Origin of the sequence: Benzoatithermus flavus (assembly GCF_037908215.1) — a bacterium.
Lineage (GTDB): Bacteria > Pseudomonadota > Alphaproteobacteria > Geminicoccales > Geminicoccaceae > Benzoatithermus > Benzoatithermus flavus.
This window is the reverse complement of sequence record NZ_JBBLZC010000010.1, coordinates 82,593-98,455: the sequence shown is the minus strand read 5'-3', so window position 1 is coordinate 98,455 and position 15,863 is coordinate 82,593. Positions and strand designations below refer to the sequence as shown.

At 69.1% G+C, this 15,863-nt stretch carries 11 protein-coding genes, 2 tRNA genes and 1 pseudogene; 7 read left to right on the top strand and 7 right to left on the bottom strand.

The genetic code is table 11. The annotated features are described in order from the left end of the window. Positions 1 to 109 precede the first annotated feature (109 nt). Both U1T56_RS11805 and U1T56_RS11800 read right to left on the bottom strand, forming a co-directional pair. Positions 110 to 1,213 carry a polyamine ABC transporter substrate-binding protein gene (locus U1T56_RS11805; RefSeq protein ID WP_418159670.1) on the bottom strand — a complete coding sequence of 368 codons (1,104 nt, stop codon included), beginning with the start codon at positions 1,211 to 1,213 and terminating at the stop codon, positions 110 to 112. A gap of 205 nt (positions 1,214 to 1,418) precedes the next feature. Then, a tRNA-Gly gene (locus tag U1T56_RS11800) sits at positions 1,419 to 1,493 on the bottom strand. A 112-nt stretch (positions 1,494 to 1,605) separates the two neighbouring features. Here U1T56_RS11800 and U1T56_RS11795 point away from each other — a divergent pair. Beyond that, a tRNA-Lys gene (locus U1T56_RS11795) sits at positions 1,606 to 1,681 on the top strand. A 439-nt stretch (positions 1,682 to 2,120) separates the two neighbouring features. On the opposite strand, the pseudogene U1T56_RS11790 reads toward U1T56_RS11795, so the two are convergent. Then, positions 2,121 to 2,378, bottom strand: a pseudogene (locus U1T56_RS11790) (integrase core domain-containing protein); the annotation flags it as partial. A 261-nt stretch (positions 2,379 to 2,639) separates the two neighbouring features. Then, a complete protein-coding gene (locus U1T56_RS11785; RefSeq protein WP_418159743.1) occupies positions 2,640 to 3,278 on the bottom strand; it encodes an ABC transporter substrate-binding protein in 639 nt (212 codons plus the stop codon). 181 nt (positions 3,279 to 3,459) lie between these two features. Here U1T56_RS11785 and U1T56_RS11780 point away from each other — a divergent pair, with 181 nt between their 5' ends. Then, positions 3,460 to 5,034, top strand: a complete 1,575-nt coding sequence (locus U1T56_RS11780) for an ABC transporter substrate-binding protein (protein ID WP_418159669.1) — start codon at positions 3,460 to 3,462, stop codon at positions 5,032 to 5,034. Between the two features lie 46 nt (positions 5,035 to 5,080). Here the strand turns inward: U1T56_RS11780 and U1T56_RS11775 are convergent, their stop codons facing one another. Continuing rightward, positions 5,081 to 7,405 (bottom strand): ATP-binding protein, encoded by a 2,325-nt coding sequence (locus U1T56_RS11775; RefSeq protein ID WP_418159668.1) that lies wholly within the window; start codon positions 7,403 to 7,405, stop codon positions 5,081 to 5,083. Between the two features lie 206 nt (positions 7,406 to 7,611). Between U1T56_RS11775 and U1T56_RS11770 the strand changes: the two genes are divergently transcribed. After that, the gene (locus U1T56_RS11770) at positions 7,612 to 8,772 is read left to right on the top strand and encodes a branched-chain amino acid ABC transporter substrate-binding protein (RefSeq protein ID WP_418159667.1); all 1,161 of its coding nucleotides are present in this window, start codon (positions 7,612 to 7,614) and stop codon (positions 8,770 to 8,772) included. Between the two features lie 15 nt (positions 8,773 to 8,787). Here the strand turns inward: U1T56_RS11770 and U1T56_RS11765 are convergent, their stop codons facing one another. After that, positions 8,788 to 9,834, bottom strand: a complete 1,047-nt coding sequence (locus tag U1T56_RS11765; RefSeq protein ID WP_418159666.1) for an adenylate/guanylate cyclase domain-containing protein — start codon at positions 9,832 to 9,834, stop codon at positions 8,788 to 8,790. Continuing rightward, a complete protein-coding gene (locus tag U1T56_RS11760) occupies positions 9,831 to 10,208 on the bottom strand; it encodes a response regulator (protein ID WP_418159742.1) in 378 nt (125 codons plus the stop codon). The genes U1T56_RS11765 and U1T56_RS11760 overlap by 4 nt, the downstream gene beginning before the upstream one ends. Before the next feature lie 253 nt (positions 10,209 to 10,461). Between U1T56_RS11760 and U1T56_RS11755 the strand changes: the two genes are divergently transcribed. From U1T56_RS11755 to purF, 4 genes are all read left to right on the top strand, one after another. Further along, positions 10,462 to 12,072, top strand: coding sequence for an alkaline phosphatase D family protein (locus tag U1T56_RS11755; protein WP_418159665.1), 1,611 nt, complete (start codon positions 10,462 to 10,464; stop codon positions 12,070 to 12,072). 291 nt (positions 12,073 to 12,363) lie between these two features. Then, the gene (radA, locus tag U1T56_RS11750) at positions 12,364 to 13,755 is read left to right on the top strand and encodes a DNA repair protein RadA (protein WP_418159664.1); all 1,392 of its coding nucleotides are present in this window, start codon (positions 12,364 to 12,366) and stop codon (positions 13,753 to 13,755) included. Between the two features lie 4 nt (positions 13,756 to 13,759). Beyond that, on the top strand, positions 13,760 to 14,389 hold the full coding sequence (locus tag U1T56_RS11745) for a CvpA family protein (protein WP_418159663.1): 630 nt from the start codon (positions 13,760 to 13,762) through the stop codon (positions 14,387 to 14,389). 19 nt (positions 14,390 to 14,408) lie between these two features. Beyond that, a complete protein-coding gene (gene purF / locus U1T56_RS11740; protein WP_418159741.1) occupies positions 14,409 to 15,863 on the top strand; it encodes an amidophosphoribosyltransferase in 1,455 nt (484 codons plus the stop codon).

Here is a 15,863-nt window from a genome sequence, read left to right as displayed (position 1 = left end):
CGCCCCGCGGCCGGGGCGGAGCGGCGGGCGGAGCGACCGTGGCCCCGGACGGGGGGCGTTCTGCGCTCACCTCGGTTCCCACTTCTCGCGGTTGGGTTCGCGTGCGGTATCAGCCGCCCGTCGTGATCTTGGTCCACATCCGGGTCACCGCCCGCTGCACCTTCTGGTCGTAGGGCGTGACCACGAACAGCTTCTTCTTGAGCTCCTCCGGCGGGAACAGGTTCGGGTTGTTCCTCACCTCCTCGTCGATGAGTGCATAGGACGCCGGCACCGCGTTCGGGTAGGTGACGGCGTTCGAGGACTTCGCGATCACCTCGGGCTGGAGCAGGTAGTTCATGAAGGCGTAGGCGTTCTCGGGGTCGGGCGCATCCTTGGGCATCGCCATCATGTCGAACCAGAGAAGAGCGCCCTCCTTCGGGATCCGGTACTCGATGCTGACCCCGTTCTTCGCCTCCTCGGCCCGGGTGGCGGCGATGCCGGCATCACCCGAGTACATGACCGAGATGCAGATGTCGCCGTTGGCGAGCGCGTTGATGTTCTCGGAGCTGTGGAACTTGCGTACGAACGGGCGGACCTTCTCGAGGACGGCGGCCCCCTTCGCGATCACCTTCGGGTCCTTCGTGTCCGGGTCCTCGCCGATGTAGTTCAGCGCGATCGGGATCAGGTCGTCGGCGGCGTCGAGCATCATGATCCCGCAGTCCTTGAATTTCGCGACGATCGCGGGATCGAAGACGAGCTTCCAGCTGTCGACCGGAGCGTCGGGCATCCGCTCCTTGATCTTGTCGACGTTGTAGGCGATGCCGGTGGTGCCCCACATGTAGATGAAGGCGTGCTCGTTGCCGGGGTCGTACTTCGCCGCCTCGGCCATCAGCTTGGGATCGAGGTTCTTCCAGTTCGGGATCCTGCTCTTGTCGAGCTTCTGGAACACCCCGGCCTGGATCTGCCGGCCGAGGAAGTTCCCCGACGGCACGACGAGGTCGTAGCCGGTGTTGCCGGCGAGGAGCTTCGTCTCCAGCACCTCGTTGCTGTCGTAGACGTCGTAGACGACCTTGATGCCGGTCTCTTTGGTGAAGTCCTCGAGGATGCTCTCGTCGATATAGTCGGACCAGTTGTAGATCCTGACCACCTTGTCCTGGGCATGTGCCAGCGTGGCGGCGGTCAAGAGGGCGGCGACTGCGGCCGCCAGCCGGATCGTCGTGCGCACGAGCTTCATCTCCTCCTCGCCAGTCGCCCGATCGTGCACGAGGCGGACATCGGGGTGAGGCTTCTCGAACCGCGATCGGCCGATCGCTCGGCCCCCGCCGGTCTGCGCACCGGCGGCCTCCAACCGGTACCGGAACAGCGCCGAGCCACGCAAGCGCGCATGCTCGGGAGGATCGCTCGAGGCCCGTGCGGTGATGAAAGGAGGGGAGGGAAGTTGGAGCGGGTGATGGGAATCGAACCCACGACATACAGCTTGGGAAGCTGTCGTTCTACCACTGAACTACACCCGCGTGCTCCAAGGAATAGAGGGAACGGTGCCCGGATGCAAGGGGCCAGAAGCCTGTCAGAGACGCTTGACGCCCGCACCGATCCCGCTTACATGCAGCGCACCGCGACACGCGGGGGCGCATAGCTCAGTTGGTAGAGCAGCTGACTCTTAATCAGCGGGTCCAAGGTTCGAGTCCTTGTGCGCCCACCAAAGTTCCCCACACAGTATAGCAGCAGATTAGCGAAGGGCAGCTCCAGGCCCCGAGACCAAGCGCCGGTTTGGAGGCAATGGAAGCAAGGCGCTTCCAGAGGCCCTGCCGCAGGCGTCAGCCGAGGACGAACCCGGTAGGCGCGGCCCTGAGCAGCCCTCGGGTTCTCCCGAAGTGTCACCCGAAGCTGCAGGCGTGGAAGCACGATCTCACGCTGCCATAGGCGGTCCCTCCTGCTGTGCATGGCTCTCCTGCGCTTCGCACTGTGCCAGCCAAGCCCGAAGCGTGGCGATCCGGTACCCGATCCTGCGCGTGCTCAAGCGTACCGGCTGCTGCACCACGCGACCGTCGTGCCGATCACGGGCGAGAGCTACCGGCTCGAGGACAAGCGCCGCGCCGGATTGAGCCACCTCGGGAATCCCGGAGACGCGTTGGTGTGAGTCACGCCGCCATGGCGAGCGCACGGGATTGTTGATGGTAGATCGCTTCGGCCTCGGCCGGTGGGCTGTCGCCGATCGGGCCCAGCAGCCGCTTGTGGTTGAACCAGTCCACCCAGTCCAGCGTCGCCGGTTCCACCGCTTCCCGGTCGGGCCAGGAACGCCGATGGATGACCTCGGCCTTGTACAGCCCCTCGATCGTCTCGGCCAAGGCATTGGCGTAACTGCCGCCGACGCTGCCCGCCGGCGGTTCGATCCCGGCTTACCCGGCGCCGCAGCGTCTCGGCCGTGCAGCCCATCTTGCCGGCAACCGACGCGATCGCCGCCCATTGCGAACCGTGCTCGCCTTGGTGCTCCAGCACCCGCCGGACCGCCCGCCCCTGGACCTCGGGGGAAAATTTCGGGGCCTTCCTCATGGCTCCATCCTCGCAAGTGAAGGAGCCTCCGGGAAAGCCGGGGCGGTTCAACCGTTGGCGTCGCTTGGGGTCGTAGAGATAGGCATCATAGCATACCCACCAGTCTTTCAACAACGGCACCAGGCGGCCCGACCCGAAGTGGGGCTGGGCCAGACGCAGCGGGACATAGGCGATCCCCAGCCCGTCCAATGTTGCATCCAGCACCAGGAACGTCGTGTTGAAGATGGCCTGTCCCTCGACACGCACGTCGACCGGCTTGCCGTCCTTCTCGAGTTCCCACACCGCCAGCCCGCCATAGGTCGGCAAGCGCAGATTGATACAGCAGCAGCACGCTGATGGCATAGTCGGCCGCGCCGATGCGCACCAGCCCGGCCGGCCCTTCGCGGAACTCGGCCAACGCGGCCAGTTCGGCGTCGATTGCCGCGAGGCGCGGCTCCGGGGTCGCCAGCAATCGCGCACCGGCATCGATGGGCGGCCGCCGAGCCCTGATGGCCGAAGACGACAGCCACCCGGATTGCGACGAGCCCGCGCGCCGCGGCTCGGGCCCGTTCCGCGTCGCAGTAGCCACCTGCGACCACCTCCTCGACCCGTTGCCCGAGCACGCCACCCGCGTCGTTCAGATCGGCGACGGCTCGGGCGAACCCGTTCCGGACGATGCTTCCGTTCCAGGCATGGTGGCCGGTGAGGGGTACGGCGAGGCCGAGCCGAACCTCGGCGCGGGCTTCTCGCGCGGCGGCCCAGACCATGGCGGCTGCGGCGATGCCGTGGATGCTTCTGCCCATGGGCCCGCCTCGATCCCGCCTGCACGCTGCGGCACGACCAGCATAGGCCGATTTTCATCGAGGAGAACACCCCGACGCCGAAACATCGGGTTGCCCTGCTCCGCCATACGGCTCATTCTGGCCGACTTCATCAGGAGATCCGGCGATGGCGTACATCGAGCTGATCGTCTGGGCGCTGACGGCGATCCTGATCGTGGTGCCGGCAGCATCCGTCCGGGGCGAGAACGTGGTCCGCTGGGTGAGTGCCGTCGGCATGATCCGATGGGAACCCACCAACCTCGACGATCCCACCTCGACCGGCCTGGCCCAGGTCTACGAGGGGCTCACCCTCACCGATTCCGATCTCACCCTCCACCCGGCCCTGGCCACCGACTGGGTCCTGGTCCGCCCGGACATGTGGCGGTTCCATCTGCGCCCGGGTGTGCGCTTCCACGACGGCACCACGCTCACCGCCCGGGACGTCGCCTTCAGCCTGGAGCGTGGCCGCGGCAAAGGCTCCGACTATGCCATCTTCATCACGAACGTGGCGGCCGTGACCGCGACGGCCGACGACACGGTCGAGATCACGACCAAGCGGCCGGACCTGCTGCTTCCGGTCAAGCTGAGGCGGATGCCCATCATCCCCGAGGCATGGGCGCTACGGCATGGAGCAGCGCTTCCGGCCCGGCTCGACGACAGCTCGGCCTACACCTTCGCCCATGCCAACGGCACCGGCCCGTTCATGCTCGAGAGCTTCGAGCCGGGCCGACGCACCGTGCTGGTCAGGAACCCGAACTGGTGGGGCTCGGCCGCGTACCCACGCGACATCGACCGGATCGTCTGGACGATCGAGACCGACCCGGAGCGGCGGCTCGCGCTGCTGGTCGGCGGCGAGGCCGACTTCCTGCAGGACCCGCCGCTCGACCGGCTCGACCGGCTCCGCAATACACCCGGGATCAAGCTGACCTCGATGGACGTGCTGAGCACGGTCTTCCTCGGCCTCGACCTCGGCAGCGCCGAGCTCCGCACGTCCGACGTCAAGGGCCGGAATCCGTTCGCCGATCGCCGCGTACGGCAGGCGGTGTACCAGGCGATCGACGTCGCGGCGCTGGTCACCAAGGCAGTGAACGGACTCGGCAAGCCGGCCGGGATGATGACCGCCCCCGGCACCAACGGCTACGACCCGGAGCTCGACCGGCGGCTGCCCTACGACCCCGAACGGGCGCGGGCGCTGCTGGCCGAGGCCGGCTATCCGGGCGGCTTCGCCGTGCGTCTCGACTGCCCGCCGCACCGCCGAAGCCCGTGCGAGGAGATAGCGGCCCAGCTCGCCGGGGTCGGGCTGCGGGTCGTAGCCGACATTCCGCCTTACCCCGTGTTCCGGCAGCGCGTCACGGATCGGGCCAGCGACTTCTATCTTTCCGCCGACCATCCCGGGATGACGCTGGACTCGGGAGAGTCGTTCCACGATCTCTACTACCAGGCCCGCCCGCACTGGCTGGCAGCGCCGGGCTACGCCGATCCGGTCACGGAAGGGCTGATCGAGAGGATCGACGGCGAGGTCTCCACCCCCGTCCGCGACGCGCTGATCGATCAGACCTGGCGCAGGGTCCTGGACGACATCGTCGTGGTCCCGCTCTACCATACCGTATGGGTCTGGGCGATGCGCGACTGGCTCGACGTGCCGCCGCATGCACTTCCCTGGCCTCTGTTCCGGCAGGCGCGGCTCGCGACATCCCGCTGAGGCGCGCACGGGTGGAGCACCCGGCCGTCGGGCGAGCCGCAGCGTCTCATGCCGTCTCGAACGGCTCCACGGCACGGGCCGGCACCCGGACGGTGAAGAGCGAGCCTCGGCCCGGCTCGCTCTCGACGGCGATGTCGCCGCCCATCAGACGTGCCAGCCGCCGGCTGATCGCGAGCCCGAGCCCCGTGCCGCCGTCGCGGTGCTGGCCGGAAGTCCCGGCCTGGCTGAACTCCCGAAACAGCCGATCCATCCGCTCGGGTGCTATGCCGATGCCGGTGTCTTGCACCGTGAGCTGGACGAAGCCATCCGGCCTGCGGCACACCTCGAGCCGCACCAACCCCGCCTCGGTGAACTTGCACGCGTTCGAGACGAGGTTGAGCACGATCTGGCGCAAGCGCATCGGGTCGGCCACGACCCGGCCGAGCCGCGCCGGGCGCTCCAGCACCAGCCGATTGCGGTTCTTTTCCGCCAACGGCTCGGCGGTCTCCACGACATCCTCGAGCAGCGCATCGAGATCCACCGTCTCGAGGTGCAGCTCGAACTTGCCGGCCTCGATCTTCGCGAGATCCAGGGCCTCGTTGATCAGCTCGAGCAGCAGCCGTCCGGCACGCAGGATGCGCCCGAGCGGCTCTTCCAGCTCCGTCCGGCCTTCCTCCGCGGCGTCCTCCTGGAGCATCTCGGTGATGCCGATGATCGCGTTCAGCGGTGTCCGCAGCTCGTGGCTCATCGCGGCCAGGAAGTCCGACTTGGCCCGGCTCGCGAGCTCGGCCTGCTCCTTGGCGGCCCGCAGCTCCGCCTCGGCCTGCTTGAGCCGGGTCAGGTCGAAATAGGTCAGCATCCGGCCGCCGTCCGGCAGCGGCACGCACTGGTACTCGAACACACGCCCGTCCGCGAGACGCCACTCGCGAGGGGCCACGGTCCCGGCCGCCAGCTCGGCCAGACGCATGCCGGCATAAGCCTTCCAGCCTTCGTCCGGCACGTCGTAGATGCCGGCGGCACGGGCCGCTTCCATGACCTGCCGGAAGTGGGGCCGGGTGCGCAGCAGGTCTTCGCCCACACCCGAGAGATCGACGAAGGCCCGGTTATGGATGCGCACCCGTAGGGCGGGGTCGAGAATCATCACGCCGTAGTCGATCGTGTCGAGCACGACCTGCCGCTCGCGTAGCCGCTGCTCCTCGACCTCGAGCGCGGTGTCGCGGAAGACGCGCAGGGCCTCGGCCATCCGGCCGATCTCGTCGCCGCTGGCAGGAGGCAGGGGGGCGGCGAGATCGCCGCCCGCGATCCGCAGCATGCTCGAGCTCAGCGCTTTCAGCCTGCCCACGAGGTCGCGATCGACATAGCGCCAGACGATCAGGCCCGAGCTCAGGAGGCTCGCGAGCACGACGGTGGCGAGCACGACCGTGCTGAGTCGGCGCACGGCTCTCGCCTCGCTGCCCGCCGCCGCGATGTCGGCCTTGCCGGCCGCCACCAGCCGGTCGACGGCCTCGGTGAGGCCGCGCGAGAGCGTCGCGTTCTCGGCGAGCAGCCGCGCGCCACGGCCGAGCACGTCGAGCTCGCGCTCGCGCGCGGCGGGCAGGCTGTCCGAGCCTGCCACGAGCGTACCGAGCTCGTGGACCCGTTCGAGGAAGCGGCCCTGGAGCGAGGGCTCGAGGTCGGGTGCCAGCGCCTCGAGCGCGTAGAGGGAGCGCTTGAGCGGAAAGGAGAGGAGCGGCAGGTCGGCCGGAGCCGGTGCTGCTGCGGCCTTGAGCAGGCCGTCGTTGATCGCTGCTATCTCGAGCTGCGCCTTCTGCAGCGGGACGAAGCCGGCGATGGCGCGCGCCAGCGGCTCGCCGGTACCGCCGGTACGCCGCCATGCGGCCAATTCGGAGTCGAGAACCAGGATGCCCGGAGTGACCAGCCGCTGGGCGCCGACGATCGCCGCAGAGAGACGGCGCAGCAGCTCCTCCTTGTGTCCGGCGCTGGCCAGGCGCTCGGCCACGAGCGCATCGAGCGCGTCGAGGTTGCGGCCGAGGCCGGCCACGGCGGGTTCGATGGCACCCAGCACGGCGGCGTTCGGAGCCGTGCCGCGCAGGTCGACGAGAAGGACCTCGAGTCCGTCGAGCTGCAAGCGGATCCCCGAGGCGACCTCCTCGCGGGCGGATTCGGTCGCGACGGCAAGAAGCGCCGGCGCGGCGGCGACGATCCGCTCGGCCTGCCGGGACAGCTCGAGCGAGGCCAGGGCCGCCGGTGCTCGCCGCTCGGTGGTCCGCTCGACGACCCGGCCGAGCAGCAGGAAGGCCCACATCGCGGCCGCGGCCGCGAGCAGCGCGAAGGCGCTGACGCCAAGAAAGGCGAGCAGGAAGCGCCAGCGGACGCTGACCGATCCCGGCATGAACCTCCTCCGCAACGCCGTGATGCCGGTGCGGCGACCGGGAATTGTCGCGCAGAACCCGACGTCCGACAACAAGGAGCGGGATGTGGCGACGGCAACGAGGCAGTGCACCCCAGGTTCGATTTGACCGCACTGCATTCAGGATGCAGCTTGTCCGGTGCCCCTGCGCCCGTTCAGGTGTTGCAGGACGGATGGGTCCACATGCCATGACGCACCTGCCCCCATCACCCGGCCGTCGTCTCACCGGACTGGCCGTGGCCTTCGCTCTCGCGATCGGCAGCATCGAGATCGCGCAAGCCGACATCCTGATCGCGGCGGTCGGGCCAATGAGCGTCACCCCGATGACCGGGCAGTATGCGATGTTCGGCGAAGAGCTACGGCGCGGCACCGAGCTTGCGGTACGGCACGTGAACGCTGCAGGCGGCGTCGGCAGCCAGAATCTCAAGCTCCTCGTCGTCGACGATGCGTGCGACCCGGAGCTGGCGGTGGAAGTCGCCAACGAGCTGGTTCAGCAGAAGGTCGGGCTGATCGTGGGGCACGTGTGCTCGGGCGCTTCGCTCGCCGCGTCGCGGGTCTATCACGACAAGGGCATCCTGATGATCACGCCCGCCTCGGTCAACACGCGGCTCACCGAGCAGGGCTTCGCGAACGTCTTTCGCACCTGCGGGCGCGACGACACGCAGGCCAGGTTCGCCGCCGACTACGTGATCGACAACCGGCTCGCCGAGAGGATCGCGATCGTCCAGGACGGGAGCGCGTTCGGCAAGGGCATAGCCGACGCGTTCAGGCAGCATCTGAACGAGCGTGGTCGGTGGGAAGCGATGTACGAGGCGATCCGCCAGGGCGAGAGGGACTTCGGCGCCTTGATCGACAGGATGCTGGGTGCCGGCATCGACCTCGTCTATTTCGGGGGCTATCACACCGAGGCGGGCCTGTTCGCACGGCAGGCGCGTGCCGAAGGGCTCACGGCCACGCTGATGGTGAACTCGGCCATGGTCAACCACGAGTTCTGGGACCTGGCCGGCCCGGGCGGCGAGGGGACGCTGATGACCTTCGCGCCCGACCCGCGAAAGCTGCCGTCGGCGGCCGAGGTGGTGCGGCAGTTCGAGGCCGAGGGCTACAGCCCCGAAGGCTACACGCTCCACGCCTACACGGCGGTCCAGGTCTTCGCCGAGGCCGCGAGGCGCGCGGGCTCGACCACCCTCGAGGCGCTCGAGAAGACGCTGCACGAGGGCACCTACGAGACCGTGCTCGGCCCGATCGACTTCGACGCCAAGGGCGACGTCAGGAATTTCCGATATCAGATGTACCGATGGCACGACGGCAGGTACGAGGCGATCTGCTGTGGCACGAAGGACGGAGGTTGAACCGCCGGTCCGGGCCTATGCTCTCGCCGCACCCAGGCAGCGGTACACCAGCAGCTCGCCCTTGCCCTTGAACGGCAGGGCGCCGAGCGGCTCCGTCCTGAGCCCCGGTCCTGCGCGCTCCGCCGCGGGCTGGCTGAGATAGACCGCCGGCTCTTTGCCCAACTTGGAGAGGCGGCCGGCGAGGTTCACCGTATCGCCCCAGATGTCGAAGCCGAACTTCTCGCGCCCGACCACGCCGCCGACGACGGGCCCGAGATGGATGCCCACCCGCACCGCCCAGCGCCCGGGCAGGCCGGCCGCCGCCTTGACGATCGCCAGGCCGCAGCGTGCGGCGGCGAGGGCCGGCTCGGGGTGAGGCTCCAACAGGTTGGCGGTGGCCAGCACCGCATCGCCGGTGGCGTTGATCTTCTCCAGCCCGTGTCTCCTGGCCAGATCCTCGCAAGCACAGGCGAAGCGATCGAACTTGCTCACCACCTCCTCGGGTGGGTGTCGGTCGCAGTAGCGGGTGAAGTCGACCACATCGGCCAGCAGCACGGCCACGTCCTCGAAGCGGCGCGGCGCGATCCGGCCGGTCGCCTCCAGCTCGGCCAGCGCCGATCCAGGCAGGATCGCCCGCAGGCAGGCGTCGAGCCGTTGGCGCTGGGCGTCGATCGCGGCGAGATAGGCGCGCTCGGCGTCGCGCAGCCGCTTACGCTCGAGCGAGGCGCCGATCCGGGCGCGGAGCAGCACCTTGTTGAAGGGCTTGAGCAGATAATCCTCAGCCCCGAGCTCGATGCAGCGGACCACGCGCTCGAGGTCGCCCACGGCCGAGATCATGATCACCGGCAGATGGCGCAGCCGCTCGTCGGCCTTCAGGCGCGCCAGGGTCTCGATGCCGTCCAGAACCGGCATCATGACGTCCAGAAGGACGAGATCGAACGGCTCGCCCGCGAGGCGCGCCAGGGCCTCGGCGCCATCGCAGGCGGTCGCGAGATCGACGTAGCCCTCGCGCCTGAGGCGCTCGATGAGCGTGTAGCGATTGTCCTCGTTGTCATCGACGACGAGGATGTGGCCGCCCGTCACGATCCTGGGCCCCTGTGGAGAAGCGCCTTGATTCTCCCGAGCAGACGCGTGAAGTCGACCGGCTTGGTATCGTAGTCGTTGCAGCCGGCTCCAAGGGCCCGGGAGCGGTCGCCGGCCATGGCGTGAGCCGAGAGAGCGATGATCGGAATAGCGCGGGTGAGCGCGTCGTCCTTGAGGAGGCGGGCGGCCTCCCAGCCGTCGAGCACCGGCAGGCTCAGATCGAGCAGGACGAGATCCGGCCGTTCGGCGCGCGCCGCCTCCACGCCGGCCCGCCCGTCGCGCGCGACCAGCACCGTGTGGCCGCGACGCTCGAGCCGGCTCTTGAGCATGTAGAGGTTGTCCTCGTTGTCCTCGACATAGAGGATAAGGGCCATCGGCGCCTCCTTGTACTGGCCGATCGCGGCTGCCTCATGCATGATCATACGCTTCACCCGGAGCGCTGTCTGTTCAGCGACTTGCAGGTCGGGACCGGATCCGGATGGGATGCCGGGTCCGGCTCGTCCGTGCGACGATGGAAACGGCATCCTCGAGCGCTGCGCCGCGATCCCTGTCGAGGTTCTGTCACCGCCGGCTTCTAAAGCCAGTGCGGCCCCAGCAAGGAGATCGGAGGAGAGGATGCGCTCACCCATGGCACCCACGCGCCGGAGCCTGATGCGGAGCGGCCTGCTGCTCGGTGGCGGCGCGCTCCTGACCCGCCCGTTCCGGGCGCTCGCGCAAGCGCCAGCCGTGATCACCTCGGAGAAGATGCGCCCGCAGCTCCCCTACGGCGTCCAGGCCGGCGACGTCGTGGGCGACCGTGCGGTGATCTGGAGTCGGGCCGACCGGCCGGCGCGGATGCTGATCGAGCTCTCGACCACCGAGAGCTTCGCCCATAGCTGGAAGATCACCGGGCCCGCGGCGCTCGAGGACAGCGATTTCACGGCGAAGCTCGACGTCGCCGGGCTGCCGCCCGGTCAGCGCGTGTTCTACCGCGTGACCTTCCAGGACCTCGGCGACCTCGTCACCACGAGCACGCCCGTCACCGGCAGCTTTCTCACCCCGCCGGCCGTCCGCCGCCACATCCGCTTCGTCTGGGGCGGCGACGTAGCGGGGCAGGGCTGGGGTATCAATCCCGATTTCGGCGGCATGCGCATGTTCGAGACCATGCGCGCGGTCGAGCCCGACTTCTTCATCCATTCCGGCGATACGGTCTACGCCGATGGCCCGATCTTCCCGGAGGTGAGGCTGCCGGACGGGTCGGTGTGGAAGAACCTCGTCACCGAGGCCAAGGCGAAGCCGGCCGAGACCCTGGCCGAGTTCCGCGGCAACCATGCCTACAACCTGCTCGACGAGAACGTGCGTCGCTTCAATGCCGAGGTGCCGTCCTACGTGCAGTGGGACGACCACGAGGTCACCAACAACTGGTATTGGGAGAAGGTGCTGGGCGAGCCGACCGCGGCCGACCTCAAGGCGGGCAGGATCTACAGGAACGAGCGCCGCGTCTCGATATTGGCCCCGCGCGGTCTGCGCGCCTTCATGGAGTACTACCCGATCCGGCGCAATCCGCTGAGCCCGGACCAGATCTACACGAGCTTCCGCTACGGCCCCTCGCTCGAGATCTTCCGCCTCGACGAGCGCTCCTACCGCGCCGCCAACAGCTTCAACCGGCAGGAGCGGCCGGGGCCCGACACGGCGTTTTTGGGTGCCACACAGCTCCGCTGGCTGAAGCAGGCGCTGCTGGCCTCGGACGCCACCTGGAAGGTGATCCAGTCGGACATGCCGATCGGGCTGCTCGTGCCCGACGGCAAGGATCAGGACGGCCGGCCGCAGTTCGAGGCCTTCGCCAACGGCGACGGCCCGGCCCTAGGGCGCGAGCTCGAGGTCGCCGATCTCCTGCGCTTCATCCGCGACAACCGGATCAGGAACACGGTCTGGCTCACGGCCGACGTGCACTACGCCGCCGCCCACCGCTACGATCCCAGTCGGGCCCAGTTCAAGGCGTTCGAGCCGTTCTGGGAGTTCGTCGCCGGGCCCTTGAACGCCGGCACGTTCGGCCCAAACGAGCTCGACGACACGTTCGGCCCCGAGGTCGTGTTCGTGAAGGCGCCGGAGAAGGGCCAGGCCAACCTGCCGCCCTCGGCCGGGATGCAGTTCTTCGGTCAGGTCGACATCGACGCCGAGAGCGAGGTGATGACCGTCTCGCTCAAGGACTTGAACGGTGCCACCCTGTTCACGCAGGAGCTGATTCCGGTGGCGTGACCGGCGCGCCCGATGCGCAGGAGCCGGAGCGGCGGACGATCCGGCACCCCTGACGCCCGTCGCTGCGGCCGCGATCGTCGTCGACCTGCCCGGCCGCACGCTCGTCGACAAGCCGGTGGAGGGAGCAGCTCGTCTGCGCACGCCCATCCGGTTGCCGCGCGCCGAAGCCGCCGTCATTCGGCCCGCCGGCCTTGTGCTTCGGGCCGGTTTACCCCAATTTAGCGGCAGCGGGGCGAGCTGCTCCGCTCACGCGTTCCTTCCGCCCGCTCTCGGGCATCTTCCAGGACCTCCATGGCCAAGGCGCAACGATCCTTCGTCTGCCAGACCTGCGGTGCCGTCTACCCGAAGTGGGCCGGCCGCTGCGAGGACTGCGGTGCCTGGAACAGCATCGTCGAGGAGGCGAGCACCAGGAACACCACGGCGGCCGCGGGCGGGAAGGCGCAAGGGCGCAGGCTCGATCTCGTTTCGCTCGAGGGCAGAATGGCGCCTCCGCCGCGCCTGCCGAGCGGCATCGAGGAGCTCGACCGTGTCTTGGGCGGCGGCATCGTGCCGGGGGCGGTCCTTCTGATCGGCGGCGATCCCGGCATCGGCAAGAGCACCCTCATGCTCCAGGCGGCGGCGGCCCTGGCGGATGGGGGGCGCGAGGTCGTCTATGTCAGCGGCGAGGAATCGGTCGATCAGATCCGGCTCAGGGCGCTCCGCCTCGGCCTCGCCGGCAGCCCGGTGCGCCTCGCCAGCGCCACCTCGGTCGGCGACATCCTGGCCACCGTCGATCACGCGAAGGCTCCGGCCCTCGTCATCGTCGATTCCATCCAGACCATGTGGGTCGACGGGCTCGAGCAGGCACCCGGCACCGTGACCCAGCTCCGTGCGGCAGCACAAGGACTGATCCGGTTCGCGAAGGATCGCGGCAGCGCGCTCATGCTGATCGGCCACGTCACCAAGGACGGCCAGATCGCGGGCCCGCGCGTGCTCGAGCACATGGTGGACGCCGTGCTCTACTTCGAGGGCGAGCGCGGCCATCAGTTCCGGATCTTACGCGCGGTCAAGAACCGCTTCGGCCCGGCCAACGAGATCGGCGTGTTCGAGATGGCGGACGCCGGCCTGGTACCGGTGCCGAACCCTTCCGCCCTGTTCCTCGCCGACCGTGAGGACGGGGTGGCCGGTGCCGCGGTCTTCGCCGGCATGGAAGGCTCGCGCCCGCTTCTCGTCGAGATCCAGGCCCTGGTGGCGCCGAGCGGTCTCGCCACGCCGCGTCGCGCGGTCGTGGGCTGGGACGGCAACCGGCTCGCCATGCTGCTCGCCGTCTTGGAAGCGCGCTGCGGCCTCGTGATGAGCACGCGCGACGTCTACCTCAACGTCGCGGGTGGTCTGCGCGTGCAGGAGCCGGCGGCCGATCTCGCCGTGGCCGCGGCGATCGTCTCCTCCGAGCTGGGCCGCCCGGCCCCGCGGGCGAGCGTCTTCTTCGGCGAGGTGGGCCTCGCCGGCGAGGTGCGCGCCGTGGGCCACATCGAGGCCCGGCTCAAGGAGGCGCGCAAGCTCGGCTTCGAGCGCGCGGTCATGCCGCGGACGGGCAAGGACCGCCCGGCGGGGCTCGCAGGCGACGAGCTCGCCCGGCTCGCCGATCTCGTCGGCCTCATGGGCGGCGGGCCGCTCCAGCGCCCCCGCAAGCTGGCAGGCTGACGTGATGCACGAGCTGCCGCTGACGCTGTTCGATGCCTTCGTCATCGTGGTCGTGGGCCTCTCGGCGCTCGTGGCGCTCACCCGAGGTGCCGTCGCCGAGATCCTGGGCCTCCTGAGCTGGGTGGTGGCGGGCATCGCCGCCGTGGCGGTGCAGCCCCGTCTGACGCCGATGGTCAGGCAGGCCGTGGCCAACGACACGGTGGCCGCTGCGCTTGCTGTCGCAGGCGCCTTTATCGTGGTGCTCGTCGTCTGCAAGATCGTGGCGGGTGTCGTCGTCCGCGCGGTCGAGAGCAGCCCCTTAGGTCCGCTCGACAAGCTTCTGGGGCTCGTGGTCGGCGCTCTGAAGGGTGCGGTCCTAGTCGCCGTCGCCTATCTCGTCGCGAGCAGCCTGATCAAGCCCGAGCTGCAGCCGCGGTGGGTGCAGGAGGCCTACCTGATCGAGCCCGTGCGCGAAGGTTCCGCCCTCCTGGCGCGGCTCGTGCCGGAGCGCTACCGGCGGGAGGGGCTGGCGGCGGCGGGTGCCGCGGACGGCGCCATCGAGGACGAGGCCGCCCGTGCCACGGGCGGGCATGGTTCCACGACCGGGCAGCGGCAGGTGATCGCGAAGCCCCTGCCGCCTGCTCCGCAACGCTGAGGTGAGAGGATTGACCGAGATCGGCACCGGCCTGCCCTTCGACGGCGACAAGCTCAAGGAAGAGTGTGGCATCTTCGCCATCCACGGCCATGCCGAGGCCGCGGCGCACGCCGCCCTGGGCCTGCACGCGCTGCAGCATCGCGGCCAGGAGGCGGCCGGCATCGTCAGCTTCGACGGCGAGCACTTCCACAGTCACCGCGCGGTGGGCCTGATCGGCGACATCTTCGGCCGCAAGTCGGTGATCGACGGGCTGCCGGGCCATGCCGCGATCGGCCATGCCCGCTACGCCACGACCGGGGCCAGCATGCTCAGGAACGTGCAGCCGCTGTTCGCCGATTTCGCCTTCGGCGGGCTCGCGGTCGCGCACAACGGCAATCTCACCAATGCCATGGTCCTCCGGCGCCGCCTCGTCGAGGAGGGCTGCCTGTTCCAGTCCACGACCGACACTGAGGTGATCGTCCACCTGATCGCCCGGAGCCGCCGGCAGAACATCGTGGCTCGCGTCGTGGACGCCTTGCGCGAGATCGACGGCGCCTGGTCGCTCGTGGCCGTGTTCGCGGACGGCATCCTGGGCGGCCGCGATCCCCTGGGCGTGCGCCCGCTGGTGCTCGGCCGGCTGGACGAGGCCTGGATCCTGGCGTCCGAGACCTGTGCCCTCGACATCATCGGCGCCGAGTTCGTCCGCGACGTCGAGCCGGGCGAGATCGTGATCATCGACAGGAACGGCCTCAAGAGCCTGCGTCCGTTCGCGCCCCGGCCGCACCGGTTCTGCATCTTCGAGTATGTCTATTTCGCCCGGCCCGACTCGATGGTCGAGGGCAGGGGCGTCTACGAGGTGAGAAAGCGCATCGGCGCCGAGCTCGCCCGCGAGAGTGCCGTGCCGGCCGACGTCGTGGTGCCGGTACCGGACAGCGGTGTGCCGGCCGCGATCGGCTATGCGCAGGAATCCGGCCTGCCGTTCGAGCTCGGCATCATCCGTAACCACTATGTCGGGCGGACCTTCATCGAGCCCAGCGACTCGATCCGCCATCTCGGCGTGAAGCTCAAGCACAACGCCAACCGGGCGAGCCTCGCGGGCAAGCGTGTCGTGCTGGTCGACGACAGCATCGTGCGCGGCACGACCTCGACCAAGATCGTGAACATGGTGCGCGCCGCCGGTGCTACCGAGGTCCACATGCGGATCGCGAGCCCGCCCACGACCCATAGCTGCTTTTACGGCGTCGACACGCCCGAGCGCAGCAAGCTCCTCGCGGCACGCCACACGGTCGAGGAGATGGCCGGGATCATCGGTGTGGACAGCCTCGCCTTCCTCTCGATCGACGGGCTCTACCGTGCGGTCGGCGAGGCGCGCCGCGATCACGCCGTGCCGCAATACTGCGACGCCTGCTTCACGGGCGACTATCCCACCCGCCTCGCCGATCTCGAAGGTGAGCTCGGCGGCCGGCAGATGACCTTCCTGCTCGAGGACGCATGA

Bases quoted from the DNA above. Each gene is read 5' to 3' on its own strand.
- U1T56_RS11780 (WP_418159669.1), top strand. From the start codon at position 3,460: ATGGCGTACATCGAGCTGATCGTCTGGGCGCTGACGGCGATCCTGATC.
- U1T56_RS11805 (WP_418159670.1), bottom strand. From the start codon at position 1,213: ATGAAGCTCGTGCGCACGACGATCCGGCTGGCGGCCGCAGTCGCCGCC.
- radA (WP_418159664.1), top strand. From the start codon at position 12,364: ATGGCCAAGGCGCAACGATCCTTCGTCTGCCAGACCTGCGGTGCCGTC.
- U1T56_RS11785 (WP_418159743.1), bottom strand. From the start codon at position 3,278: ATGGTCTGGGCCGCCGCGCGAGAAGCCCGCGCCGAGGTTCGGCTCGGC.
- U1T56_RS11755 (WP_418159665.1), top strand. From the start codon at position 10,462: ATGGCACCCACGCGCCGGAGCCTGATGCGGAGCGGCCTGCTGCTCGGT.
- U1T56_RS11775 (WP_418159668.1), bottom strand. From the start codon at position 7,405: ATGCCGGGATCGGTCAGCGTCCGCTGGCGCTTCCTGCTCGCCTTTCTT.
- U1T56_RS11770 (WP_418159667.1), top strand. From the start codon at position 7,612: ATGACGCACCTGCCCCCATCACCCGGCCGTCGTCTCACCGGACTGGCC.
- U1T56_RS11760 (WP_418159742.1), bottom strand. From the start codon at position 10,208: ATGGCCCTTATCCTCTATGTCGAGGACAACGAGGACAACCTCTACATG.
- U1T56_RS11745 (WP_418159663.1), top strand. From the start codon at position 13,760: ATGCACGAGCTGCCGCTGACGCTGTTCGATGCCTTCGTCATCGTGGTC.